A 25,655-nucleotide genomic window follows, 5' to 3' on the forward strand; every position below is an offset into this window, starting at 1 on the left:
TTGTGACAGGGTGGGGGAGGCCCGCGCGGACGACGGGCCGGGACGTGAGGTGTGCGGAGCGTGGGTGGAGGGCGTTGGCGCCGGGTCGCCAGTCAGGTCGGGCGGAGTGTCACGGTGTGGGCCGTCTCCACGCTCACCATGCTCGTGCTCGCCGGGATCCTGCCGGACTTCCGGCTCCAGTCCCCCGACGGTGACAGCGCCACGGACATCGCCGTCACCGCCGCGTTCGGCGCCGGTGCCTTCGGCCTGCTGTCGGCCCTGGCGTGGCCGCTGCTGGTCCGCCTGCTGCTCCTGGTGCCCGCGCTCGTCCTCGGGCTGCTGGTCTTCTTCCTCAACGGCGGGCTGCTGCTCCTCGCGATCGACGTGAACCCGGCCGGGCGCGGCGGCGTCGCCCCCGAGACGGCGGTCGTGGTGGCCGCCGTCATGTCGGCCGTCGCCTCGGCGACCGGCGGTGCGCTGGCCGTGCGTGACGACGACGCCTACCGGCGCCGGCTCTACCGCCTCGCCGACCGCCGCCGCAGATCCGGCCCGCCCTGCCCGGCCGGTCCCGGCACCGTCTTCATACAACTGGACGGCGTGGGTCACGACGTCCTGGTGGACGCCGTCGACAGCGGCGCCATGCCCACCGTCGCCCGCTGGCTCGGCCGCGACGGCACGTCCGCGACCCACCGGCTCGCCCCGTGGCGCACCGACTGGTCCAGCCAGACCGGCGCCAGCCAGCTCGGCATCCTGCACGGCAGCAACCACGACGTCCCGGCGTTCCGGTGGTACGAGAAGGACAGCGGCGAGGTCGTGGTCTGCAACCGTCCGACCAGCGCCGCCGAGCTCCAGTACCGCGCCGTGAGACGCACCGGCGACGGCGGACTGCTCAGCCTCGACGGCGCCAGCCGCGGCAACCTGTTCGGCGGCGGCGCCGACGAACAGGCCCTCGTCCTGTCCATCGCCACCCGCCGCCGCAGCCGCGAGACCCGGTCCCGGTCCGGATACTTCGCCTACTTCTCCGACCCGGCCAACGCCGTCCGCACCGCGATGTCCTTCGTCGCCGAGGTGTGCCGGGAGATCGGCCAGTCCACCCGCGCCCGCGTCCACAAGGTCCGCCCGCGCGTCTCCCGCGGCGGTCTCTACCCCTTCGTCCGCGCCTTCGCGACCGTCGTCGAACGGGACGTCGTCGTGGCCGCGGTGATGGGCGACATGCTCGCCGGACGCACCGCCGTCTACGCCGACCTGGTCGCGTACGACGAGGTGGCGCACCACTCCGGGCCGGGCGGCCGGGACGCCGCGAAGGTCCTCCAGCGGCTCGACCGGTCCCTCGCGCTGATCGAGAAGGTCGCCGACCACGCGCCCCGCGCGTACCGGATCGTCGTCCTGTCCGACCACGGCCAGAGCCCCGGCGAGACCTTCCGCGCCCGCTACGGCCTCACCCTCGGCGACCTGGTGCGGGCCGGCTGCGGACTGCCCGTGCCGCGCCGGGCGGTGGGGGTCCCCCCAGGCCTTGAGCACTGGGGGAGCACCCGCAGCGGCGCCGAGGCGCGCAACACCGTACGGGCCGCCCTGCACCGGCCCGTCGAGGAGGGCGCCGCACAGCAGCGCCCCGCCGACACCCCCGCCGGACGCCGCTCGGAACCGATCGTGCTGGCCTCCGGCAACCTCGGCCTGGTCTCGTTCCCGGACGTGCCGCACCGGATGACCAAGGAGGAGCTGGACGCCCGCCACCCCGCCCTGCTGCCGACCCTCGCCAACCATCCCGGCATCGGGTTCCTGCTGGTCCGCAGTGAGGAGCACGGCGGCGTGGTGCTCGGCGCGCGTGGCGCGGAGGTACCCCTGGACCGGCTCGACGAGGAACCCGGCCCGCTCGCGCCCTTCGGCCCCGGCGCCGCCGACGCCGTCCGCCGCACCCACTCGTTCCCGCACACCGCCGACATCATGGTCAACTCCTTCCACGACCCGGCCGACGGCGAGGTCCTCGCCTTCGAGGAGCAGATCGGCTCCCACGGCGGACTCGGCGGCGCCCAGTCACGTGCCTTCCTGCTGTCGCCGCTCGCCCTGTCCGCACCGGTCGACCAGGGGTCGGAGATCGTCGGCGCCGAGCACGTCCACCGGGTGCTGCGCCGCTGGCTGCGCGAGTCGAACGGCCCGCAGATACCCGTGGACGATTCACGGCGGAGCATCGTCGAGGGCGCACCTTTTCCCGTCGCGGAGGGGTTCGTACAGGACAAAAGCGCCTGATTTGGAGCGGTGCCGGATCGTGCCCGACCATGGGCGCCGTCCGGCGATCCCGGACACCCGTTCCATGAGAGGCGCACCACCCCATGCACGTCACCGGGACCGTCCCCCCACCGGCTCCGGCCCCGCAGGAGACCCCCGCGGCCCCCGGCTCCGCTCCCGCCCCCGACACCAGCAGGCACGCCCGCCGCTTCGGGCTGCCCGTGGCCACCGCCCTGGTCATGGGCAACATCATCGGCGGCGGCATCTTCCTGCTCCCGGCCTCGGTCGCCCCGTTCGGCACCGTCAGCCTGGTCGCCTTCGGTGTCCTGACCGTGGGCGCCATCGCGCTGGCCCTGGTCTTCGGCCGGCTCGCCGCCCGCGACCCGCGCACCGGCGGCCCCTACGTCTACGCCCGCGAGGCCTTCGGCGACTTCGCCGGCTTCCTCGCCGCCTGGGCGTACTGGATCACCACCTGGGTGTCCAACGCCGCGCTCGCCGTCGCCGCCGTCGGTTACCTCGACGTCCTGATCCCGGTGAACGACCACCGCTGGACCGCCTGCCTCGCCGCGCTCGTCATCCAGTGGCTGCCCGCCCTCGCCAACTTCGCCGGCAGCCGCTACGTGGGCGCCGTCCAGCTGGTGTCCACCGTGCTGAAGTTCGCGCCGCTGCTGCTGGTCGCGGTCGGCGGGCTGTTCTTCTTCGACCCGGGCAACCTCGGCCCGTTCAACGCGAGCGGCGGCAGCGGCATCGGCGCGGTCTCCGCCGCCGCCGCGATCCTGCTCTTCTCCTACCTCGGTGTGGAGTCCGCCGCCGTCAGCGCCGGTGAGGTGAAGAACCCGCGGCGCACGGTCGGCCGCGCCACGGTCATCGGCACCGCGGGAGCCGCCCTCGTCTACCTGCTGGGCACCCTGTCCGTCTTCGGCACCGTCGCCCACGACCGCCTGGTGACCTCGACAGCGCCCTTCTCCGACGCCGTGAACGCCATGTTCGGCGGCTCCTGGGGCGGCTGGGCCGTCGCGCTCGCCGCCCTGGTGTCGATGACCGGCTGCCTCAACGGCTGGACCCTGCTCAGCGCCCAGACCCCGTACGCCGCCGCGAAGGACGGCCTCTTCCCCGCCGCCTTCGCCCGCAGGCGGCGCGGCGTGCCCACGGTCGGCGTCGGCGTCACCGTCGTCCTCGCCTCCCTGCTCACCGTCTACAACTACACGTCCGGCTCGGCGAAGGTCTTCGAGGTGCTCGTCCTGGTCACCACCTTCACCGCGACCGTGCCCTACCTGCTGGCCACGGCGGCGCAGATCTTCCACCTGGTCTCCGGACAGGGGGAGAAGGTCGACCGGGCGCGGCTCGTACGGGACGGAGTGATCGCGGCCGTCGCGGCCGGTTTCTCCCTCTGGCTGGTCGCCGGCGCCGGCTACGCGGCGGTGTACCAGGGCGTGCTGTTCCTGTTCGCCGGCGTACTGGTCTACGCGGTGATGGCCGCCCGCCGGGCCAGAGTGTGATCGGATGGGGGGTGAGGAACCCGGACACGGGCTCCCACCACCCAGGTACAGCAAGTGAATTCGAGAGGATTCGACGTGGCAACCACGCGCTCCGCACACACCGTCTGGGAAGGCAACCTGCTCGAGGGCAACGGTGTCGTCACCTTCGACTCGTCCGGCATCGGCGAGCAGCCGGTGTCGTGGCCGTCGCGCGCCGAGCAGGCGAACGGAAAGACCAGCCCGGAAGAGCTGATCGCCGCCGCCCACTCCAGCTGCTTCTCCATGGCGCTGTCGCACGGCCTGGCCGGCGCCGGCACCCCGCCCACCAAGCTCACCACCTCCGCCGACGTCACCTTCCAGCCCGGTGAGGGCATCACCGGCATCCACCTCACCGTGGAGGGCACCGTCCCCGGCCTCGACAACGACGCGTTCGTCGCCGCCGCCGAGGACGCCAAGAAGAACTGCCCGGTCAGCCAGGCTCTGGCCGGCACGAGCATCACCCTGACGGCGAAGCTCGCCTGACCTCGGCGCCCTCTTCCACCGGCGTCCCATGCGCCCGCGTCCTCCAGCACGCTCACGTCCCGTGCTGGAGGACGGGGGTGCTCGGGCGGGACGGCACCGTCATCCGCCGCCGTCCCGCCGGTGTGCGGCTCGGCGGTCAGCGCCCGCCGGTCAGCAGCAGCGGGTTGGGCAGGCCCGTCGCCCCCGCGTCGTACCCGACGGCAGTGATGCCCTGCGGGGTCCAGGCCGCTCCCATCAGGAACCGTCTGCCGTCCGTGCCGCCCTGCGGCACAGCCGGCGTCGACCACCGGCCGTCGCGCAGCCGCCTCACGTACGGTGTGCCGTCCCGCTGTTCCCCGACGACCGCCACTCCTCCGGGCGCGAGGGTCAGGTCGTTCACACGGCCGGCGTCAGCGGGCGCCGGCACCTGCTTCCAGGAGCGGCCGTTCCAGTGCGCGAGCAGCGCGTGTCCGGTGTCCTCGTCGTCGTTCAGCTTCCGGCCCGCCGCCCAGACGTCGTTCGCCCCGCGGGCCTCCAGGTCGATGAGTTCGCCGTTGACCCCGTCGTAGGGGACCGGTACGCGGGACCAGGAACTGCCGTCGTAGTGCAGCATCACGGGCTTGTCCTCGGAGGTGTAGCCGGAGACCCACACGTCGTCGTCGGCGAGGGCGGTGACGGAGTACGTCCACAGTGAGGTCTCGTCCGGTACGGGTACGAGGTGCCACGCCTCGCCGTCCCAGTGCTGGATCATCGCCTCCGCGTGCGTCTCCTGGATCGTTCCCCCGGGCTTGTCCGGATGGGGTACCTCACTGTCGACGACGATGAGCCAGCCGACCGCCCACACGTCGTCGGAGGCCCGTGCCGACACGTCCAGCAGTCCGGCGCCGGAAAGCTGCTTCCCCTCGGGCGCCGGTGCGTCGACCACCTGCCACTCGGTGCCGTCCCAGTGCTGGGTGAGGAAGGCGCCTCGTGCCTCCTCGTACAGTCCGACCGCCCATGCGTCGTCCTCGGACACGGCGCTGATCGCGCTGATCTGGTTGGAGCGGTCGGTGAACGCCGGCATCGGTATCCGCCGCCAGGACTTCTCGTCGTCGTCGCGGGCGAGCAGCAGCGGTGTCCTGGGCTGGGTCTTGCCCTCCTGGCTGACCCCTACTCCGTAGGCCCAGGTGGTGTCGCCGTCCACCCGCGTGACGCCGGTCAGCGCGGCGTCGCCCACACCCGTCAGGTCCGCGGCGGTCCATCGGGCATCGGCGTGCGCCGTGGCGGCCGACATGGCGACCGCGGCCACGGCCAGGGCCGCGACGGCGGTTCTCGTTCGTACGCGTACTGCACTCATGCTGGGTTCTCCTGGTGCGTTCTCGGTGATCGACGTCTGCACTCCTTCTCAATGCGGTGGCGGGAGCCGGAGGTTGCGGCGTCCGGAAACTTTCTGCCGCCGGATCCGGCTGCCCGCGCCGCAACCCGGAGCGCGGTCCACCGCACTGGAAGGGTGAGACTGTCCGCACGGGCGGACGGGGAAAGGGGGCGGGATGGATCGCGGTGAGGACGCGTTGCACGACTTCGTCCGCGACAGACGCCTGGCGCTCTTCCGGAGCGCCTATCTGATGTGCGGCAACCGCGAAGAGGCGGAGGACCTGGTCCAGACGACGCTGGTCAAGGTGGTTCTCGGCTGGCGGCGCCTGCAGCGGCTGGACAACGTCGAGGCCTACGCCCGCAAGACGCTGTTCAACACGTTCATCGCGGGCAAGCGCCGGTTCTGGCAGCGCGAGCAGGCGTACGGGGAGATGCCCGAGCGGGCCGCTCCCGAGTCCGACTCGGAGACCGGGATGGTCGTGCGGTCGGCGCTGGCCCGCATCACACCGCGTCAGCGGGCCGTGCTGGTGCTGCGTTACTGGGAGGACCAGAGTGTCGAGGCGACCGCCGCGGTGCTCGGAATGCGGGAGAACACGGTGAAGAGCCACACAGCTCGCGGGCTGGCGGCGCTCCGTGCCGAGGTGGGGAAGGAATTCGTATGAGCGATGCCATGAACGACGAGGTGCGCGACCTGCTCGCCCGGGCCGCCGAGGGGGCCGGCGGTCCCTCGTTCGGCACGGCAGCGGTGTTCGCCGAGGCATCCAGGGTGCGCCGAAGGCGGCGCGTGGTGGTGGCCGGTGCGGCGTTGGCCGTCGTGGCCGGCGGTCTGGTCACCGTGCCGGCCGTGTCCTCCGGCGGGGCCGACCGGACTCCCGCCGCGGCGTCCTCTTCGGCCTCGTCGATGCACACGGAGCTGACCGGCGGCTCCGGGCGGGAGCAGAAGCTCGCCGGGCTGCTGCCCGCTGAGGCCAGGAACGTGGAGGAGATCTCCTGGGCCGTGCTGATCAAGGACGCGGACGTGGAGACCGCCACCAGCGAGAAGACCGAGGGCGCGCTGGACGGCGGGTACGCCGTCCGCCGGGACGGCGGCGTCGGCTACCTCGGGATCGCCCTGCGCGACCAGAGGTACCTCGAGGCCAAGTTCTCCGACGAGAAAGGTCTGGCCACGGACCTCTGCGCGCAGACCGGGACCGACGCCCCCCGCGTCGACTGCGTGCGCGAGGAACTGGCCGGCGACCGGGTGCTGACGATCTGGCGGCAGCCGCGGGATCCGGACGGGGGCAGCCTGGAGTGGGGCGAGGAACTCACCGGGCGGCTCATGCTTCCCGACGGCCGGGCCCTGATCGTCCGCGACAGCGCGGGCTACCGCGGCCGCGGACAGCTCGGCCCCCTGCTGCGGACCCCGCCCCTGAACCGTGAGCAGCTCCGCGCCCTGATGCTGCGACCGGAACTGCTGGCGGCGGGGTAGCGGGCGGGGTCGGAGCGGCGGGCTGGTACGCAGGGTTCACACCCCGCTTCCGCGCACGAGTCAGGAGTCCGTGCGCTCCCAGCCCCGCCGGTCCGGGCGCGGCCCCAGCTGCCTGGGGTCGCGCGCCCGGTACACCACGTACGGCCGGACCAGGTACTGCACCGGCGCGCTGAACATGTGCACGAGCCGGGTGTAGGGCACCAGGGCGATCAGCACCATCCCGATCACCGCGTGCACCTGGTACAGCACGGGGACCCCCGTCATCAGCTCCGTCTTCGGCTGGAGGGTGAACAGGCTGCGCGACCAGGGCGCGATGGTGTGCCGGTAGTCGTAGCCGGTGCCGGAGGAGTGCGCCAGCTTGGCCACCATGCCCAGGACGATCGCCCCGAGCAGCAGGACGTACATGCCCTTGTCGTTGGCGGTCGTCGCCCGGAAGACGGGTGCGTTCGTCCGTCGCCGGTAGATCAGCATCAGGATGCCGGCGACCGCCAGCACCCCGGCAGCCGTGCCGCCGTACAGCGACAGCAGGTGGTAGGCGTGCTCGCTCACGCCCAGCGCGTGAGTCCAGGACTCGGGAACGAACAGGCCGATGAGATGGCCCACCAGCACGAACAGGATGCCGTAGTGGAACACCGGCGACGCGATGTTCAGCAGTCGGGACTCGTAGACCTGCGAGGACCGCGTCGTCCAGCCGAAGCGGTCGTAGCGGTGCCGCCAGATCAGGCCGGCGACCAGCAGGGCGAACGCGGCGTAGGGCAGGACTCCCCAGAGGAAGACGGTCACGGGCGGGCTCCGGTGGATGCGGGCGGCAGGGTGGCGCACACGGCGTCCAGGACGCACGCGTAGGGCGTGCCGAAGGCGGTGAGCCGGGAGCGGAGCTGGTCCAGGGCGGCCCGGTGCTCGGTGAGCATGCCGATGTCCCCGGTGCGGGAGACGAACTCCAGCACCGCCGGCAGGAAGTCGGGCAGTTCCTCGCCGGTGAACTCCAGGCCGTGGGCGCGGTACAGCTCCTTGAAGCGGACCAGTGACATCCCGCGGTTGCGGGTGTCGCCGTCGGTCCACCAGCTCAGGTACAGGCTGTGCCGGTTCCTGAAGTCGAAGACCTCCACGTAGTGCGCCTGGAGCTCGCCCTGCGCGGTCACGGCCGCGTGGTCGGTGAAGCCGCGCAGCTGCGGCGCGGCCTCGCGCAGCAGGGGCAGCCGGGCGCGGAAGTCGTCGTCGGGGTAGGTCAGACAGAGCGCCGCCGCCTGGTACAGCACCTCGAACCCGGGCATCAGACCTCCCTCTCGTCGTCCGCGGTCTGCCGGCGGCGCAGGATGTGGAAGTTCTCCACCGGCACCAGCGGCAGCCTCTTGCGTCCCGAGTCCTGGCCGAAGGGGCCGTCGCCGCCCATGCCGGGGCCGCCGTCTGTGTCGAGACTGCACGAGTCCGGGACGCCCTGAAGCGCCGACGCCTCCAGCCGGTGCGCGTCCCCGACGGCGGCCGTCGGAATCACGTACCGCTCCTCGTACTTGGCGAGCGCCAGCAGCCGGTACATGCCCTCCATCTCCTCGGGGCGCATGCCGACGCCCGCGCAGACGGCCGGGTCGGGGTCCTCGCCGAGGTTGATCGCCCGCATGTGCGCGCGCATCGCCGCCAGCTTCTCCAGCGACGCCCGCACCGGGCCCACGTCACCCGCCGTGAACAGCTCCGCCAGGTACTCCAGCGGGATGCGCAGCGTGTCGATCGCGCCGAAGAGGTTGTCCGCGTCCTCGCCGTCGTGCCCGGTCTCCGTCAGCGCGTCCACCACCGGCGACAGCGGCGGGATGTACCAGACCATCGGCAGGGTGCGGTACTCCGGATGCAGGGGCAGCGCCACCCGGTACCCGGTGACCAGCGCGTGCACGGGGGAGCGCCGGGCGGCCTCCACCCAGTCGTACGGGATCCCCGCCTCCTCGGCCGCCCGCCGCACCGCCGGGTCCTCCGGGTCGAGGAAGACGCCCAGCTGGGCCTCGTACAGATCCCGGTCGTCCGGGGTGGAGGCGGCCTCGGTCACCTTGTCGGCGTCGTACAGCACGACCCCCAGATACCTGAGCCGTCCCACGCAGGTCTCCGAGCAGACCGTCGGCTGGCCCACCTCGATGCGCGGGTAGCAGAAGGTGCACTTCTCGGCCTTGCCGGTGCGGTGGTTGAAGTACACCTTCTTGTACGGGCATCCGGTCACGCACATCCGCCAGCCCCGGCAGCGGTCCTGGTCGACCAGGACGATGCCGTCCTCCGACCGCTTGTACATCGCGCCGGACGGACACGAGGCCACGCACGACGGGTTCAGGCAGTGCTCGCAGATGCGCGGCAGATAGAACATGAAGGTCTCTTCGTACGCGAACCGCACCTTCTCCGAGGCCTGTCGACGCGTGCGTTCCACCATCGGGTCGAGGTCGCCGTAGGCGGGCGCGCCGCCGAGGTCGTCGTCCCAGTTCGAGGACCAGCCGATCTTCATCGGCTTGCCGTCGAGCTGCGAGACGGGCCGGGCGACGGGGTAGTCGCCGCCGAGCGGGGCGTCGGTGAGGTTCTTGTAGTCGTACGTCCAGGGCTCGTAGTAGTCCTTGATCTCCGGGAGCTTCGGGTTGGAGAAGATCCCGGCGAGCTTCCGGAACCGGCCGCCCGCCTTCAGCTTCAGCGCGCCCCGCCGGTTCAGCTCCCAGCCGCCCTTCCACTTCTCCTGGTCCTCGTAGCGGCGCGGGTAGCCCTGGCCGGGGCGGGTCTCGACGTTGTTGAACCAGACGTACTCCATGCCCCGCCGGTTGGTCCACGCCTGCTTGCAGGTGACCGAGCAGGTGTGGCAGCCGATGCACTTGTCGAGGTTCATGACCATCGCGACCTGGGCCATCGGACGCATCAGTACTCGACCTCCTGGCCGCGGCGGCGGATCACCGTCACCTCGTCGCGCTGGTTGCCCGTCGGACCCAGGTAGTTGAACGCCCACGACAACTGGGCGTAGCCGCCGATGAGATGGGTCGGTTTGAGGATCAGCCGGGTGAGCGAGTTGTGGGTGCCGCCGCGCCTGCCGGTCGTCTCCGCCAGCGGCACGTTGACCGTGCGCTCCTGCGCGTGGTGCATGTACACGGTGCCGGGCGGCATGCGGTGGGAGACGATCGCGCGGGCCACCACTACGCCGTTGCGGTTGACCGCCTCGATCCAGTCGTCGTCGGCGACACCGATGGCGTCGGCGTCCTGCGGTGACATCCAGATGCTCTGGCCGCCCCTGGACAGCGCCAGCATGAACAGGTTGTCCTGGTACTCGGAGTGGATCGACCACTTGTTGTGCGGGGTGAGATAGCGGACCGTCACCTCGCGGTGTCCGTCGGGGCCGAGTCGTGGCTCGCCGAACAGCCGGCTCATGTCCAGCGGCGGCCGGTACACCGGCAGCGCCTCGCCCAGCTCGTGCATCCAGTCGTGGTCGAGGAAGAAGTGCTGCCGGCCGGTGAGGGTGTGCCAGGGCTTGAGGTGCTCGGTGTTGAGCGTGAACGCCGTGTAGCGTCGCCCGCCGGCCTCGCTGCCCGACCACTCCGGCGAGGTGATCACCGGCACGGGCGCCGCCTGCGTGTCCGCGTACGTGACGCGCCTGCCCTCGTGCTCGGCGGCGAGGTGGGCCATCTCCTGCCCGGTCCTGGCCTCCAGCGTGTGGAAGCCCTGGGTGGCCAGGCGCCCGTTGGTCGTGCCGGACAGCGCCAGGACGGTGTTCGCGGCCTTCACCGCCGTGTCCAGCGCGGGCCGCCCGTCGGCCGGGCCGCCGCGCACCGCGCCGTTCATGTGCCGCAGCCGCTCGACCTCCTCGTCCGGCTTCAGGGTGATGCCCTTGGCGGGCAGGCCCTTCGCCTCCACCAGCGGCCCCAGCGCCGCGAACTTGGCACCGATCGCCGTGTAGTCGCGCTCCACGACGACGAGGTTCGGCAGGGTCTTCCCCGGCTCGGGGGCGCACTCCCCGCGCCGCCAGTCCCGCACGACGCCGCCCGGCTGGGCGATCTCGCCCGGTGTGTCGTGCTGGAGCGGCGCCGCCACCAGGTCCCTGCGCACCCCGAGGTGCCCGACGGCCAGCTCGCTCAGCTTCTCCGCGAGCACCTTGAACGTGTCGAAGTCGGTCCGCGCCTGCCACGGCGGACTCACGGCCGGGGAGAAGGCGTGCACGTAGGGGTGCATGTCCGTGCTGGACAGGTCGTGCTTCTCGTACCAGGTCGCGGCGGGCAGCACCACGTCCGACAGCAGCGTGGAGGAGGTGTGCCGGAAGTCCAGCGACAGCAGCAGGTCGAGTTTGCCCTCGGGCGCCTCCTCGTGCCACACCACGTCCCGGGGCCGCTCGCCCGGTGCGGCCTCCTCGGCGCGCAGCGAGGAGTGCGTGCCCAGCAGGTGTTTGGTGAAGTACTCGGTGCCCTTCGCCGACGAGCCCAGCAGATTGGCCCGCCACAGGGTCAGGATGCGCGGCCAGTTCTCCGGCGCGTCCGGGTCCTCGCAGGCGAACTTCAGCGTCCCCGCGCGCAGTTCGGCCACCGCGTTGGCCACCGGGTCGCCGAACGTCTCGCCCAGCTCCAGCGGGTTGCGGTCGAAGGTCGGGTACGACGGCATCCACCCCGTACGCGCCGACAGCGCCAGGCAGTCCGCGCCCGTCATGCCCGCCAGCCGCCCCTCGCCCAGCGGCGAGGCCAGCACGTCGGCGCCGAACCGGTCGTAGCGCCACTGGTCGGTGTTCAGATACCAGTACCCGGTGCCGATCATCTGACGCGGTGGGCGCGACCAGTCCGACGCGGCGGCCAGCGTCGCCCAGCCGGTCACCGGGCGGCACTTCTCCTGGCCGACGTAGTGCGCCCAGCCGCCGCCGTTGCGGCCCTGGCAGCCGGTGAGCTGGAGCAGGGCCAGGAAGGTCCGGTAGATCGTCTCGGAGTGGAACCAGTGGTTGGTGCCCGCGCCCATCAGGATCATGCAGCGGCCCCCGGACCGCTCGGCGGTCCGCGCGAACTCGCGGGCGATCCGCACACAGGCCGCCGCCGGGACCGAGGTGTGCGTCTCCTGCCAGGCCGGGGTGCCGGGCGCGTCCGCGTCCTCGTACGACGCCGGCCAGTCGCCCGGCACCCCGGGGCGCGCCACGCCGTACTGCGCCAGCAGCAGGTCGAACACCGTGGTCACCAGCGGCCCGTCCGGCCCGCCCAGCCGCGTCGCCGGCACACCCCGCCGTACGACGTCCCCTCGGCCCTGCCCGTGCACGCCGCCGTCGGTGTCGAAACGGGGCAGCAGCAACTCGACGCCTGCCGCCGTGTCATGGCCGTGCAGGCTCAGCCGGGGCCGGACGTCACCCAGGTCGAGGTTCCACCGCCCCTGGTCGGCCTCGTTCCAGCGGAAGCCGACCGAGCCGTTGGGGACCACCGCGCGGCCCGTCGCGTCGTCCAGCACGACCGTCTTCCAGCGCGCGTCCTCGCCCTCCTGGCCCAGGTCGGCCGCGCGCAGGAACTTCGCCGGGACGAACGCCCCGTCCCGCTCGGTCAGGGTCACCAGGAACGGCAGGTCGGTGAAGCGCCGCACGTAGTCGTCGAAGAACGGGGTGACGCGGTCGACGAAGAACTCCCTGAGCACCACGTGCCCCATCGCCAGCGCCAGCGCGGCGTCCGTGCCCGGATGCGGGTGCAGCCACTGGTCGGCGAACTTGGTGTTGTCGGCGTAGTCGGGCGACACCACCACGACCTTCTGGCCCCGGTAGCGGGCCTCCGCCATCCAGTGCGCGTCCGGCGTCCGGGTCACCGGGACGTTCGAGCCCCACATGATCAGATACGCCGCGTCCCACCAGTCGCCCGACTCCGGCACGTCCGTCTGGTCGCCGAAGACCTGCGGGGACGCCACGGGCAGGTCGGCGTACCAGTCGTAGAACGACAGCATCGGGGCGCCGATGAGGGAGTGGAAGCGGGCGCCCGCCGCGTGCGACACCATGGACATCGCCGGGATGGGGGAGAACCCGGCGATCCGGTCCGGCCCCTGCGTCCCGATGGTGTGGACATGGGCGGCGGCGACCATCTCGACGGCCTCGTCCCAGCTCGCCCGGACCAGTCCGCCCTTGCCGCGCGCCTGCTGGTAGCGGCGCCGGCGGACGGGATCGCCCTGGATGTCGGCCCAGGCCGCCACCGGGTCCGACAGGCGCTGCCGGGCCTCCCGGTACATCTCGAGGAGCACCCCGCGCACATACGGGTAGCGGACCCGGGTCGGCGAGTAGGTGTACCAGGAGAACGCCGCGCCCCGGGGGCAGCCGCGCGGTTCGTACTCGGGGCGGTCCGGGCCGACCGACGGATAGTCCGTCGCCTGGGTCTCCCAGGTGATGATGCCGTCCTTGACGAACACGTTCCAGCGGCACGAGCCGGTGCAGTTGACGCCGTGCGTGGAGGTCACGACCTTGTCGTGGCTCCAGCGGTCCCGGTAGAAGGCGTCCGCCTGCCGGCCGCCGACCAGCCCGATGCTGTGCAGGTCCGGCGCGGCGGTGCCGGGCCGGAAGAACCGCCCGGCGCGCAGCAGTGCCGCGCCCGGCTCGGTGGGCGGTGTCCGCGTGTCCGTCACGTGCGCTCCCTTGATCGCCCTGGGTTAGAACCTAGGGGCGGGCGCGGGAGCGCACCCGTTCGCGGCGCCCGTACGGGTCAGGGCCGGCCGCTCGGCGTCCGCCGTCAGGGCTTGCGCGCCACCCCCGCGTACACCGGCACGATGCCCTCAGACTGGGCCGCCACGTCCTCCGGGTCCGGCCGCCACCCGGTGACGGGGATGACGCCCGGGCCCAGCAGCTCCAGTCCGTCGAACAGGCGCGAGAACTCGCCGAGCGAGCGTGGGTAGAACGGTGTGCCGCTGCGGGCGAACAGACCGGCCGCCTTGCCCACCGCCTCGGGGTTCAGGTCGGGTGTGACCTGGGACAGGACCAGGTAGCTGCCCGGCGCGAGGGCGTCGACGTACCGCTTCAGCAGGCCGTGCACGTCGTCGCCGTCGACCGCGTCGCCGAGGTAGTGGGTCAGCGCCACCAGCGACAGGGCGAGGGGCCTGTCGAAGTCGAGGGACTCGCCCGCCAGCCTGAGGATCAGATCGGGATCCCGGACGTCCGCGTGGACGTAGTCGGTGGCACCCTCCGCCGAGCCGTGCAGCAGGGCCTCGGCGTGCCGGAGGACGATCGGGTCGTTGTCGGCGTAGACGACCCGCGCCTCGGGCGCCACGGCCTGGGCGACCTGGTGCAGGTTCGGCTCGGTGGGGATGCCGGTGCCGATGTCGAGGAACTGGCGGACCCCGGCCTCGGCGATGGTACGGACGGCCCGGTGCATGAACCTGCGGTTGGCTCGCGCCCCGCGGACCGCGGTGCTGTCCGCGGCGAGGATCTTGCGGGCCAGTTCCTCGTCCACCGGGTAGTTGTCCTTGCCGCCCAGCCACCAGTCGTAGACCCGCGCCGGGTGCGGCCGGCTGGTGTCGATGGGCGCGGGGGTGGCGTCGGATCCGGTCATGCGGTGTCGTCTCCTTGTGGCCTGGTGCGTAGGGGCCCGGTGCGTAGGGGCCTGGTGTGTCGGGACCTGCGGTGTCGGGGCATGGGTGTCGGGTCGCCGGGTCAGAAGGTCTCGCGGTACTCGCGCAGGATCTTCTCGGTGCGCTGGGTCGACGCGGCACGCGCGGTCATGTGGTCCAGGACCTCCAGGTGCGCGGAGACCTCCGTGCGGGAGTCCAGGTACAGGGCACCGGTCAGATACTCGGTGAAGACCATGTCGGGCAGCTCCGGCTCCGCGAACCGGAACAGTGTGAACGGCGCGTACGTCCCGGGGTGCGGCCCGTCGTCGAACTCGGCGACCTGGAGCGTCACCCGGTCGCGGGTCGCGAACTCCAGCAACTTGTCCGTCTGTTCGCGCATCACCCGGCCGTCGGCGCTCACCGGGCGCCGCAGCACCGTCTCGTCCATCACCACCCACAGGTGGGGCGGGTCCGCCCGCTCCAGCAGCCGCTGCCGCTCCATGCGCAGGGACACGTGACGCTCGACCGCGTCCGGACCCGCGTTCCCGATCGTCCCGGCGTCCAGGACCGCGCGCGCGTAGTCCTCCGTCTGCAGCAGCCCCGGGACGAAGTGCGGCTCGTAGGAGCGGACGATCCGCGCGGCGCCCTCCAGGCTCACGTACATGCTGAACCAGTCCGGCAGCACGTCGTGGTACCGCTGCCACCAGCCCGGCTCGTTCGCCTCCTCGGCCAGCGCGACGAACGCCGAGACCTCCTTCTCGGGCACACCGTACGCCGTCAGCAGTATCTGGACATACGGTATCTTCAGCGCGACCTCGGCCATCTCCATGCGCCGCACGGTCGCCTGGGCCACCCGGAGCACCTGGGCGGCCTCCTCGCGTCTGAGGCCCGCCCGCTCCCGCAGTTCCTGCAACCGCCTGCCCAGGACCACCTGACCCACGGTGGGTGCGGCCCGCCGTTCACTCACGCCACGCCTCCCCAACGCGCCCAAGTCTGCCCGCAGTCTGTCATGTTCCTCTGTCAGTCTCACAGAGGCGGTCGGGGACCAACCTCGTCACGTGCCTCACGGCAGCAGCGTGTGCAGGTACCTGACCGTCGCCGGGTCGGCCGGGAGCAGCGTCTCGATGGCCAGCTCGGCGACCGTCACGTCCATCGGGGTGTTGAAGGTGGAGATGGAGGAGATGAACGACAGGGTCCGGCCCTCGTGTTCGATCTGCATCGGCAGCGCGAAGTACGGCACCGGCTCGTTCGGCCCGACGCCGGAGGAGCCGTCCGGGACCGGATAGGCCGACACCTCCTCGTACAGCGCCCGCAACGGCTGCGAGCGGTGCAGCGCGATCTGCCGCTCCATCTGCTCCAGCAGATGCCCGCGCCACTCGCGCAGGTTGCGGATGCGCGGCGCCAGACCCTCCGGGTGCAGGGTCAGCCGCATCGCGTTCAGCGGCGGCTCGAGCAGATGCTCCGGCAGGCCGTCCATCAGCATCAGGATGCCCCGATTGGCGGCCAGCACCCGGTACGTCGCGTCGACGACCAGCGCGGGATAGGGCTCGTAGCCCCGGATCAGCCGCTCCATGCCCTCGCGCAGGGCGTCCAGCGCCGGGTCGTCCAGCGGTGTCTCCGGGTAGTGCGGGGCGTAACCGGCCGCCAGCAGCAGCGCGTTGCGTTCCCGCACCGGGACGTCCAGGTGCTCGGCGAGCCGCAGCACCATCTCCTCGCTCGGCCGGGAGCGGCCCGTCTCGACGAAGCTGATGTGCCGGGCGGAGGAGTCGGCGCGCAGCGCCAGCTCCAGCTGGCTGACCCGCCGCCGCTCCCGCCAGGCCCGCAGCAGCGGGCCCACGCCCTGGGCGGTGGGGGCGGTGGTGGACGCGAGTGCGGTCATGCCCGAACGGTAGTCGACGGCGGGCCGCGCCGGGACCGGCCGGCGTCCCCGGCCAGCGCTCCGGCGGCCGTGCTGTGGCAGGCTGAGAGGGACCCGCAACCCAGGTGAGGAGCGCAGTCCATGCCCGTCGAACCGCTGTCGCCGAAGGAGGTCGAGGAGCGGCTGGCCGAGCTGCCGGGCTGGTCCCTCGACGCCGGCCGTCTCACCCGTTCCTACCGCCTCGGCTCGCACTTCGCGGCGACCGCGATGGTCGTCCACATCGCCCAGGTGCAGGAAGAGCTCGACCATCACTCCGACCTGACCCTCGGCCACAAGTGCGTCGCCCTGGCCGTGCACACCCACAGCGCGGGCGGCGCCGTCACCGAGAAGGACGTGGAGCTCGCCCGCAGGGTGGAGGACCTGGCCGCCGGCCACGGTGCACACTGAGGGACGTGCTCGACTACGACAACGAAGCGGAACGCTACGACGCCTCCCGCGGCGGCGAACCCCGGGCCGAGGCCGCCGCGCAGGCCGTACTGAGCCTCGTGCCCGACCGGGCGCGCAGCCTGCTCGACGTGGCCTGCGGCACCGGCATCGTCACCCGGCGGATCGCGGCCGGACGGGACGCCCTGCGCGTGACCGGCGCCGACCTCGCCCCCGCCATGGCCCGGCGCGCCGCCGCCCGGCTGCCCGGCTCCGTCGTGCTGGCGGACAGCCGCCGACTGCCCTTCGCGGACGGGGAGTTCGACGCCGTCAGCAGCGTGTGGCTGCTGCACCTGAGCGGCAGCGCCGAGAACGCGCGGGCGATCGTCGGCGAGTGCGCCCGCGTGCTGCGGCCCGGTGGGGTGTACGTGACCACCGTCGACAAGGGCGCCTCGCACAACGTGGGCAGCGACATCGACGCCGTGCTCGCCTCCCGCCCGCCCAGTAGGGCCCACGACGCCGCCGACCTCGTCGCCTCGTACGCCCGCGCACACGGTCTGGTCCCGGCCGGCCGGGCCCGCTTCGCCGGCCGGGGCCAGGGTCGCAGCCCCCGCCGCACGGTCGCCGACCTGCGTCGCGGATGGTTCGTCACGCTGCCCCCGGGCGACCCCCTCGCGGAGGACTTCGCCGCCCGGCTGGAGGCCCTGCCGGACCAGGACCGGCCCCGGCCCGACCCGGTGTTCACGCTGAGCGCGTTCAGGAAGCCGTGAAACGGTGGCCACGGGGCGGCAACCTCCGTGCCACCGGGGGCGACTGAGAGGCGGAGATTCCCCCCGCCCTCTCAGGAGGCACCCCACATGAAGCTTTCCCCCGGGCACCGCAGACGCCGTGTCGCCCTGCCCGCCCTCGCCGTCGCTGCGGCCCTGGTCGGCACCGGCCTGACCCTCACCACCGACACCGCCGAGGCCGCCACCGCACGGCAGGTCGAGGCCCTCGACCGGGGCGTGGTCAGCGTCCACACCGGTGACGGCAACCTGGTCGGCTGGCGCTGGCTGGGCACCGACCCGGACAACGTCGCGTTCAACGTCTACCGGGCCGGCACGAAGGTCAACTCCAGTCCGATCACCGGCTCCACCACCTACTTCCACTCCGGCGCCCCCTCCCACGCCGACTACACCGTCCGCGCCGTCGTGAACGGCACCGAGCAGGGCGACTCGGTCCACGCCGTCCAGTTCCGGTCGGGGTACAAGGACGTGCCGATCACCCCTCCCGCCGGCGGCACGACCCCCGACGGCGTCTCCTACACCTACGAGGCCAACGACGCGTCCGTCGGCGACCTCGACGGCGACGGCGCGCTGGACATCGTCCTCAAGTGGCAGCCGACCAACGCCAAGGACAACTCCCAGTCCGGTTACACCGGCAACACGATCGTCGACGGCGTCAAACTCGACGGCACCCGGCTGTGGCGCGTCGACCTGGGCCGCAACATCCGCTCCGGCGCCCACTACACCCAGTTCCAGGTGTACGACTACGACGGCGACGGCAAGGCCGAGGTCGCCATGAAGACCGCCGACGGCACGAAGGACGGCACCGGCGCGGTGATCGGCAGCTCCTCGGCCGACCACCGCAACTCCTCCGGCTACATCCTCTCCGGTCCCGAGTACCTGACCATGTTCAACGGGCAGACCGGCAGGGCCATGGGCACCGTCGACCACGTCCCCGCCCGGGGCACCGTCTCCTCCTGGGGCGACTCCTACGGCAACCGTGTCGACCGCTTCCTGGCGGGCACGGCCTACCTGGACGGCTCCCGCCCCTCCCTGATCACGGCCCGCGGCTACTACACGCGCTCGGTGATCGCCGCCTGGGACTGGCGCGGCGGCTCCTTCACCCGCCGCTGGACCTTCGACACCAACTCCTCCACCAACGCCGGCAAGGGCTACGACGGCCAGGGCAACCACCAGTTGTCCGTCGCGGACGTCGACGGCGACGGCAAGGACGAGATCGTCTACGGCGCGATGGCCGTCGACGACAACGGCAACGCCCTGTGGACCACGAGGAACGGCCACGGCGACGCCATGCACGTCGGCGACCTCGACCCGTCCCGTGCGGGCCTGGAGGAGTTCAAGGTCGACGAGGACGGCTCGAAGCCCTCGTCGTGGATGGCGGACGCGCGCACGGGCCAGATCATCTGGTCCACTCCGGCGAGCGGCGACAACGGCCGGGGCGTCTCGGCCGACATCTGGTCCGGCAGCGCGGGCGCCGAGTCCTGGTCGTCGGCCGAGAGCGGCATCCGCAACCCGAAGGGCACCGTGGTGAACAGCCGCAAGCCCTCCAGCGCCAACTTCCTGTCCTGGTGGGACGGCGACCCCGTCCGCGAACTCCTCGACGGCACCCGCATCGACAAGTACGGCACCTCCGGCGACACCCGCCTCCTGACCGGCTCCGGGGTGGCGTCCAACAACGGCACGAAGGCCACGCCGGTCCTATCCGGCGACCTCCTCGGCGACTGGCGGGAGGAGGTCGTCTGGCGGACGAGCGACAACAAGGCGCTGCGCATCTACTCCACCCCGTACGACACGGACACCCGCATCACCACCCTCCTCCACGACACCCAGTACCGCACGGCCCTGTCGTGGCAGAACACCGCCTACAACCAGCCGCCGCACCCGAGCTTCTTCGTCGGCAGCGGGATGCCGACGCCCCCGAGGCCGACGGTGTACACGCCCTGACCGACGGCCACGCCGTCAGACGGCCGGGTCACCGGCGGGGGCTTCCCGCCGGTGACCCGGACGGTCATGCCCGGGTGCAGACCCGGCCGCCCAGCCTGAACGTCGTCGGCTCCGTGTTCGTCCCCGACCACTCGCCCGTGAAGCCGAAGCCCACCGACGAACCGGGGGCCACGGTGCCGTTCCAGCCGACGTTCCTCGCGGTCACCGTCGTGCCCGACCGGGTGTGGTCGGCGTTCCACATCTGGGTCACCTTCTGGCCGTTCGCGAAGGGCCAGTCGAGAGCCCAGCCGTTCCAGGGGGACGTGCCGGTGTTGGTGAGCCGGACGTCCGCCTGGAAGCCGCCCGACCACTGGTTCGTGATCGTGTACGTCACCTCGCAGGCGCCGGTGGGCGTCGGGTCGGGCCCCGGGCCCGGGTCGGTGCCGCCGCCGCCCGCCGTGTCGCCGTAGACGACGCCGCGCCCGTTGGTCGCCACGTACACCCGCCCGTACACCCGCGGGTCGCCGGTGATGGCCGCGCCCGTCCAGCCCCACTGGTGGGCGTCGTCGTTGACGCGGGTCCAGCTCGCTCCCCGGTCGGTGGAGCGGAAGATGCCGCGGACGCCGCCGATCTCCGCGCTGGTGAAGAGGGTCTGGTACGAGGCGCCCGGCGCCGCCTTGCCGAAGCCGATGGTGTCGGCCGCGTCGACGTTCGGGAGCTTGGAGAACGTCGCGCCGCCGTCCGTGGAGTGCCACAGGCCGTACGCGCCGTCGGTGGCCCCGCCGGCCAGCCAGATGTCGCCCTTCCCGCCCGGCAGCGCCTTGAAGCGGACGCTGTCACCGGCGGGCAGACCGGCTGCCGCCGACGCGGTGAAGGTCGCCCCGCCGTCGGTGGAGACGTAGAACTTCCCGGACTTGAAACCGTAGAAGGTCTTCGGATCGACCCGGTCGGACTCGACGACCGCTCCCGCCGGGATGCCGCTGGAGGCCTGCCAGGAGGTGCCGAAGCCCGTCGTGTACTGGACGCCGGCGCCCTGCGGGCTCCACACGAAGCGGCTGCCGTCCGCGCCCGCCGCGACCGTACCGCCGCCGCTCACCCCCGCGGGGTCGCTCCCGCCGAACCAGTTGGCGCCGTTGTCCGTGGAGAACGCGATGTGCGGGCCCGTGTCGAGGTTGCCGGCCCGGACGACCGTGTCCGGGTCCGCCTCCGCGAAGTCCAGGCTGGTGGTGGAGGTGAAGTTCGGGGAGGTGTACATCATCGACGGCACCTCGGTCAGGCTCGTGTGCCGGAAGCCGCCGACGTCGCCCAGCGCGCTGAGCAGCGGGGCACCGGACGGGGGAGAGGCCAGGTCGTTCACCGCCGTCTCCTCCAGGCCCCGCACCATCGGTTCGATGGCGAACGTGCCGCCGTCGTCCCAGTTCGTGAGGTTCTCGGTGCCGTAGATCGTCGCGCCGGTCCCGTACATCATCCGGTCCGGGTCGAACGGGTCGATCTCCAGCGACTCCGTCATCCAGCCCAGCTTCGGGGTCTGTTCGGGCGGGGAGGGGTGCGCGCCCCAGGTCAGCCACGGGGACGACGAGACGTCCATCGTGTAGCGGTTCTCGCGGGTGGGATACGACGAGTAGCCCCACGCCTGCGTCCACGTCGCGCCGCTGTCCGTCGAGCGGAAGATCTGCGTGTCCGGCCACCAGGAGCTGTACGCCGTCGCCATCACCGTGCCGGGGTTCTGCCGGTCGACGGTCAGGCCGCTGAACCCGTAGTAGGTGTCCGCCTCCGCGACCGGGCTGATGTCCGTCCAGGTGCCCGTCGCCGTCGCGTACCGGTACAGCCGCCCCTTGCCGCCGTCGTACGGGCCGCCCGTGTCGCTGTAGGCGAGGTAGAGGTGGCCGTTCTCCGCGTCCAGCACGCCCTTGTGGGGCAGGTACCCCGTCGGCTGGCCGGCGATGCGCTGCCAGGTCGCGCCGGCGTCCGTCGAGCGGTAGACGGCGTTCTCCTTGTCGGCCACCCCGACGTAGACCGTCTTCGTGGCCGCGCCCGCGGTGCCCGTGGACTCGTCGAAGGTGACCCAGGTGATGCCCTGGTTGTCGGAGGCGTACCCGCTCGTGTCGCTCGGGTCCTGCGCGTAGTTGCCGGGGTTCGGGAAGGCCGTCACCTCGGACCAGGTCACGCCCGCGTCGGTCGACCGCCACAGGCCCCTGCCGCTGGGCGCGCCGAGGTACAGCACGTCGTTGTCGTGCGGGTCGACGGCCAGGCGCTCGCCCATGCCGCGGCCCGGCATGTTGCCGCCCAGCTTGAACGGCAGGTCCGTCTTCTGCCAGCTCGCGCCCCGGTCGGCGGAGCGCAGCACCGCGCCGTTCGTCGGATCCCAGTCGTTGGTGTACGTGCCGACCGCCGCGTACACCCGGTCCGGGTCGACGGAGTCGGAGGCGATGCTCACCACGCCCGTGTGACCCCAGTCGTCCCAGCCGACGTGGTCGAGCAGTGGCGTCCAGGTGTGGGACGACTCCTGCCAGCGGTAGGCGCCGCCGATGTCGGTGCGGGCGTAGGCGAGGTCCTTCTCGGCGCGGTTGAAGACGATGCCGGGGACGAAGCCGCCGCCGTCGATCCGGGCGTTCTTCCAGGTGTAGGTGTCGGCGGCGACGGCCGCCTTCGGCGTCTCGGCGGCCAGCGCGGCGGGCGGGCTGCCCGCGAGGAGGCCGGCCGCGAGCGCCAGCACGGCTGTGAGGATCCGGGTTCTTCGCACGGTGGGGACCGTCCTTCCGTCAGGAACAGAACACATGCGAGGACCGGGCGACCCCAGGCGTGGGCAGGGGCCGCCCGGTCGGTTGGTCCCGTCGTCCGGTGACAGGACCGAGCACACGGAGCCTCAAGCACCCCCTCGGGGCTGCGGGGAACTGCGCGGCCGGCCACGCACCGGCCCGCAGCCGAGAACCCGCTCTCCCGCGGAGCGCTTCGCGGGGACTATTCGAGCAGCTCCGCGTACGAACCCATGGCGAGGGCTATGTCCGCCTGGGCCCAGAACCGGTGGTACGTGAACGTGGGCACGGCACCGCCCTGGAGATAGCTCTCGATCTTCGACCAGGCCGGGTCGTCCTGGTAGAAGGAGCGGATCGAGGAGAAGGTCGACGAGGCGTCGATCCTGTCGCCGTTCGGCATGGTCCCGGTCCAGCCGTTCGGGACGTACACCGGGTCGTCGAAGCGGTTGTAGTCGGCGCGGGTCTCCGGGACGGCGATGCCGAGCGCGTCCTGGTTGTTCTCCCACATGCCGTCGAGCAGCGCCTTCGCCGTGGCCGCGGCCTCCGTGTCACCGGAGCGGTCGGCGTAGTACGTCAGCGTCTTGGCGTACGCCGCCGCCACACCGACGTCGTTGGTGTAGTCCACGACGGTGACGTGCAGGTCGCCGTTGTCACCCGGGGTGGAGGCGTTCCAGGTGTCGGGCTTGCCCGACCACTGGAGCGTCGACGGGATCCGGAAGCTGCCGTCCGGGTTGACCGTCGTCTCCGACAGGGCCCAGTCGACCCACTTGTCCAGGACCTCCTTCGCCCGGGCGTCACCGCTCTGCTGGTAGTACTCGGCGACCCGCTCCATGGACCACGCCTGGAAGCCGAACCACTGGTTGGACGGCGGGTCGTGGTACACGGGCTTCTCGTCGTAGTACATGCCGTAGAAGGTCGGCGTACCGGCCGGCGGCACGGCGTACCGGCCCGCCCAGCTGTTGGTCGCGCCGCCCGCGATGGCGCCCTCGTCGGACTGCAGCCAGCGGTAGAACTCGATCTGCCGGTCGAGGGACTTGGCCCAGTCCGACGCGCCCGTGGCCGACTTGGGCTTCAGGTCGGCGTAGGTGCTCAGCGCGTAGGCGGCCAGCGGGTTCTGGTAGCCGCCGTGGGTGTGGCTGGAGCCGATGCGCCAGGCCCAGCCCGCGGAGGTGTCCACCGCGCCGCCCCAGGCGTAGTACCAGGAGAGCAGGTAGTGCGAGGAGTCCTTGCCGGTACCGGCGGGGCAGCTCGACGGTCCCACGCAGTTGCCGACCTTCTTGAAGTACTTGTCGAACATCGCGTAGCGCAGGTAGTCGCCCATCTTGGCGGCCTTGTCGAGGGTGCCGGCGATCTCGTCGCCCTTGCCCTGCTCCTCGGCCCACTTGTCCGCCCAGTACGCGGCCTGCACCGCCCGCGCGTCGGCGTCCGGGGCGTTGGTGAACTTCCACTGCTTCGCGTAGGACGCGTCGCCGGTGAAGAGGTCCAGGTAGCCGTTCTTACCGCCGTACTTGAAGGCGTCGCAGGTCGGCTGCGGCACCGTCTCCCACACCGACTCCTGCGCGCCGCGCTGGAAGGTGTTGATGTAGGACGGGCCGGTGTCCGACGGGCCCGCCTCGCACTTGCCGGGCGAGTTGCCGTAGCCGTAGGTGTTGTCGACGTCCTGGAGCCAGTGCATGCCGTACACGTCGTCCGTGCCGTACGCCGACTTCAGCTCACCGGCGATCGGGTCCGGACCCGCGGCGACCGAGCCGTCCAGCTTCGCCGGGTACTCGTTCGGCGTGTCCAGCTCGGGTGCGTAGGTCGCCGGCTTCGAGGCGTTGTAGGCGGAGTTGGTCGGCTGGTCGGCGTGGGTGGGGATCATGTACGTCTCCATGATCTCCCAGGCGTTGTTGAACCTGGACCAGTCGCCGGTCACCTTGCCGTACATGGCCTGGAGCCACAGGAGGTAGCTGTACGCCTCGGACGTGGTCTCGTGTCCGTGGTCCGGCGCCTCGACGATCAGGGTCTCGACCGAGTGGTACGGGATGCCCTCGGGGGAGAAGTAGCCGTTCGCCGGGTCGGTGATCTTCCCGTAGAGCTCCAGGAAGCGGGCGTCGTAGTCCTTCGCGGCCGCCAGCTGGGTGACGGTGACCGTGGCCTTGCCGTGGCCGGGGGCCGTCGACTCGAAGACCGCGGAGCCGGTGCCGGAGGCGTCGGCGGCCACGGTCACCTTCTGGGCGGTGCTCCAGTTCGACGGGGTGAAGGTGAGGCTCGCCCCGCCGGTGAGCGTCAGGCCCGTGTTGCCGCTCGCCCGGGACGTCGTGACGGTCACGTTCGCGGCCGGCTGCTTCGACAGCTTGACCTCGTACGTTCCCGACTTGCCCTGCTGGACGCCCAGTTGGGCCGGAGTGGCGACCACGGTCGGTCCCGAGGCGATCGTGATGCCGACCGGTGTCGAGTCCGCGGCGGCGCCGGTGCTGTCGTATCCCTTCGCCACCAGCGAATGACTGCCCACGGTCAAGCCAGAGGCGGAGTACGTGTAGGGCGCGCTGGTGTCGGTGCCCAGCAGGGTGGTGTCGTCGTAGAACTCCACCTTGCTGATCGTGGCACCGTCGGCCGCGGCCGCCGTGGCCGCCAGGGGCACCGCCTCGCCCTGCGAGTACACGGCGCCCGCCTGCGGGCTGGTCAGCACGGTGATCGGCGGCTGGTGCGCCCCGGCGCAGACGGTGCCGTTGACGGAGAAGCTCGTCGGTGCGGCGTTGGTGCCGCTGTAGGTGAACTGCCCGCCGGTGGAGACGGCGGCCCCGGCGGCGATCCGCGCGTTGTACGAGGCGTTCTTCACGGTGACCGTACGGCCCGACTGCGACCAGGTCCCGTTCCAGCCGTTCGTCAGCTTCTGGTCGCCCGCGTAGGCGTACGACAGGGTCCAGCCGTCGATGGCGTCGCTGCCGCGGTTGGTGAGCGTCAGCTCGGCGGTGAAACCGCTGCCCCAGTCGTTGGTCCTGTAGTCCACGCTGCACTGAAGTGCAGCCGCCTGGGCGGGAGTCGAACCGGTGCCCAGCATGGTCAGGGGGAGTGCGAGGGCCGCCAGCGCGGCGGTCCACAGCCGCCGCGCGGTGCGGCGTCTGGGTCTGTGTCCGGAGTGCATGGTGCTGGTTCCTCCTTGCGGCTCGGGGAGGGGAGTGGGGAGGAGCAACAAGCCTTGAACCAGTGGGAGCGCTCCCATAGTGAAGAGGGGGTCCTGGGCGGTCAAGGTCTGTGAAGAGTCGAAAAGATTCGACGGCTGTTGCGGAGAGAAAGTCGGTTACTCCTCTGTTCTTTGCCGTCACTTGGCGCTACCTTCGCTGCACCAGTGGGAGCGGTTCCACCAGTCGACGCGTCCGTCACGGCGCGCCCGAGCTGCAAGGAGTCGCTCATGCGCCACCCCCCGCTCCA

Annotated in this window: 18 protein-coding genes; 8 read left to right on the forward strand and 10 right to left on the reverse strand. The window is 71.8% G+C overall.

What is annotated here, in order from left to right; translation table 11 throughout:
* The first annotated feature begins 51 nt into the window (after nt 1-51).
* The 3 genes from RM812_RS23435 to RM812_RS23445 all read left to right on the forward strand — a co-directional run bounded on the left by RM812_RS23435 (nt 52) and on the right by RM812_RS23445 (nt 4,205).
* Nucleotides 52-2,226: a phage holin family protein gene (locus RM812_RS23435; RefSeq protein WP_311575213.1), complete on the forward strand. Its 2,175-nt coding sequence runs from the start codon at nt 52-54 to the stop codon at nt 2,224-2,226.
* Nucleotides 2,227-2,309: 83 nt separating this feature from the next.
* Complete coding sequence (locus RM812_RS23440; RefSeq protein ID WP_311575214.1) at nt 2,310-3,704, forward strand: amino acid permease; 1,395 nt, start codon at nt 2,310-2,312, stop codon at nt 3,702-3,704.
* A gap of 75 nt (nt 3,705-3,779) precedes the next feature.
* Entirely contained in the window at nt 3,780-4,205 is a 426-nt protein-coding gene (locus tag RM812_RS23445) for an OsmC family protein (protein ID WP_311575215.1), read from the forward strand.
* A 136-nt stretch (nt 4,206-4,341) separates the two neighbouring features.
* Here RM812_RS23445 and RM812_RS23450 read toward each other — a convergent pair whose 3' ends face one another.
* Nucleotides 4,342-5,520, reverse strand: a complete 1,179-nt coding sequence (locus RM812_RS23450) for a hypothetical protein (protein ID WP_311575216.1) — start codon at nt 5,518-5,520, stop codon at nt 4,342-4,344.
* Between the two features lie 193 nt (nt 5,521-5,713).
* Between RM812_RS23450 and RM812_RS23455 the strand changes: the two genes are divergently transcribed.
* Nucleotides 5,714-6,199, forward strand: a complete 486-nt coding sequence (locus RM812_RS23455) for a SigE family RNA polymerase sigma factor (protein ID WP_311575217.1) — start codon at nt 5,714-5,716, stop codon at nt 6,197-6,199.
* The gene (locus RM812_RS23460) at nt 6,196-7,005 is read left to right on the forward strand and encodes a hypothetical protein (RefSeq protein ID WP_311575218.1); all 810 of its coding nucleotides are present in this window, start codon (nt 6,196-6,198) and stop codon (nt 7,003-7,005) included. The genes RM812_RS23455 and RM812_RS23460 overlap by 4 nt, the downstream gene beginning before the upstream one ends.
* A 60-nt stretch (nt 7,006-7,065) precedes the next feature.
* On the opposite strand, the gene narI is transcribed toward RM812_RS23460, so the two are convergent.
* The 7 genes from narI to RM812_RS23495 form a co-directional block, all read right to left on the reverse strand.
* On the reverse strand, nt 7,066-7,788 hold the full coding sequence (gene narI / locus RM812_RS23465) for a respiratory nitrate reductase subunit gamma (protein ID WP_311575219.1): 723 nt from the start codon (nt 7,786-7,788) through the stop codon (nt 7,066-7,068).
* Nucleotides 7,785-8,279, reverse strand: coding sequence for a nitrate reductase molybdenum cofactor assembly chaperone (gene narJ / locus RM812_RS23470; protein WP_311575220.1), 495 nt, complete (start codon nt 8,277-8,279; stop codon nt 7,785-7,787). The genes narI and narJ overlap by 4 nt, the downstream gene beginning before the upstream one ends.
* The gene (gene narH, locus RM812_RS23475; protein WP_311575221.1) at nt 8,279-9,883 is read right to left on the reverse strand and encodes a nitrate reductase subunit beta; all 1,605 of its coding nucleotides are present in this window, start codon (nt 9,881-9,883) and stop codon (nt 8,279-8,281) included. The genes narJ and narH overlap by 1 nt, the downstream gene beginning before the upstream one ends.
* On the reverse strand, nt 9,883-13,578 hold the full coding sequence (locus RM812_RS23480; RefSeq protein WP_311575222.1) for a nitrate reductase subunit alpha: 3,696 nt from the start codon (nt 13,576-13,578) through the stop codon (nt 9,883-9,885). Before RM812_RS23480 ends, narH begins: the two co-directional genes overlap by 1 nt.
* 104 nt (nt 13,579-13,682) lie before the next feature.
* On the reverse strand, nt 13,683-14,498 hold the full coding sequence (locus RM812_RS23485; protein WP_311575223.1) for an SAM-dependent methyltransferase: 816 nt from the start codon (nt 14,496-14,498) through the stop codon (nt 13,683-13,685).
* Nucleotides 14,499-14,599: 101 nt separating this feature from the next.
* Nucleotides 14,600-15,463, reverse strand: a complete 864-nt coding sequence (locus RM812_RS23490) for a helix-turn-helix domain-containing protein (protein ID WP_311575224.1) — start codon at nt 15,461-15,463, stop codon at nt 14,600-14,602.
* 96 nt (nt 15,464-15,559) lie between these two features.
* Complete coding sequence (locus RM812_RS23495) at nt 15,560-16,375, reverse strand: helix-turn-helix domain-containing protein (protein WP_311575225.1); 816 nt, start codon at nt 16,373-16,375, stop codon at nt 15,560-15,562.
* Nucleotides 16,376-16,495: 120 nt separating this feature from the next.
* Here RM812_RS23495 and RM812_RS23500 point away from each other — a divergent pair, with 120 nt between their 5' ends.
* The 3 genes from RM812_RS23500 to RM812_RS23510 all read left to right on the forward strand — a co-directional run bounded on the left by RM812_RS23500 (nt 16,496) and on the right by RM812_RS23510 (nt 19,506).
* Nucleotides 16,496-16,801, forward strand: a complete 306-nt coding sequence (locus RM812_RS23500; RefSeq protein WP_311575226.1) for a 4a-hydroxytetrahydrobiopterin dehydratase — start codon at nt 16,496-16,498, stop codon at nt 16,799-16,801.
* A 5-nt stretch (nt 16,802-16,806) separates the two neighbouring features.
* Nucleotides 16,807-17,547 (forward strand): class I SAM-dependent methyltransferase, encoded by a 741-nt coding sequence (locus tag RM812_RS23505; protein WP_311575227.1) that lies wholly within the window; start codon nt 16,807-16,809, stop codon nt 17,545-17,547.
* Nucleotides 17,548-17,634: 87 nt separating this feature from the next.
* A complete protein-coding gene (locus RM812_RS23510; RefSeq protein WP_311575228.1) occupies nt 17,635-19,506 on the forward strand; it encodes a rhamnogalacturonan lyase in 1,872 nt (623 codons plus the stop codon).
* A gap of 64 nt (nt 19,507-19,570) precedes the next feature.
* Here RM812_RS23510 and RM812_RS23515 read toward each other — a convergent pair whose 3' ends face one another.
* Entirely contained in the window at nt 19,571-22,228 is a 2,658-nt protein-coding gene (locus RM812_RS23515; RefSeq protein WP_311575229.1) for a cellulose binding domain-containing protein, read from the reverse strand.
* A gap of 218 nt (nt 22,229-22,446) precedes the next feature.
* A complete protein-coding gene (locus tag RM812_RS23520; protein WP_311575230.1) occupies nt 22,447-25,368 on the reverse strand; it encodes a glycoside hydrolase family 48 protein in 2,922 nt (973 codons plus the stop codon).
* Between the last annotated feature and the right edge of the window lie 287 nt (nt 25,369-25,655).

Source organism: Streptomyces lancefieldiae, from assembly GCF_031845825.1.
In the GTDB taxonomy this organism is placed as follows: Bacteria; Actinomycetota; Actinomycetes; order Streptomycetales; family Streptomycetaceae; genus Streptomyces; species Streptomyces lancefieldiae.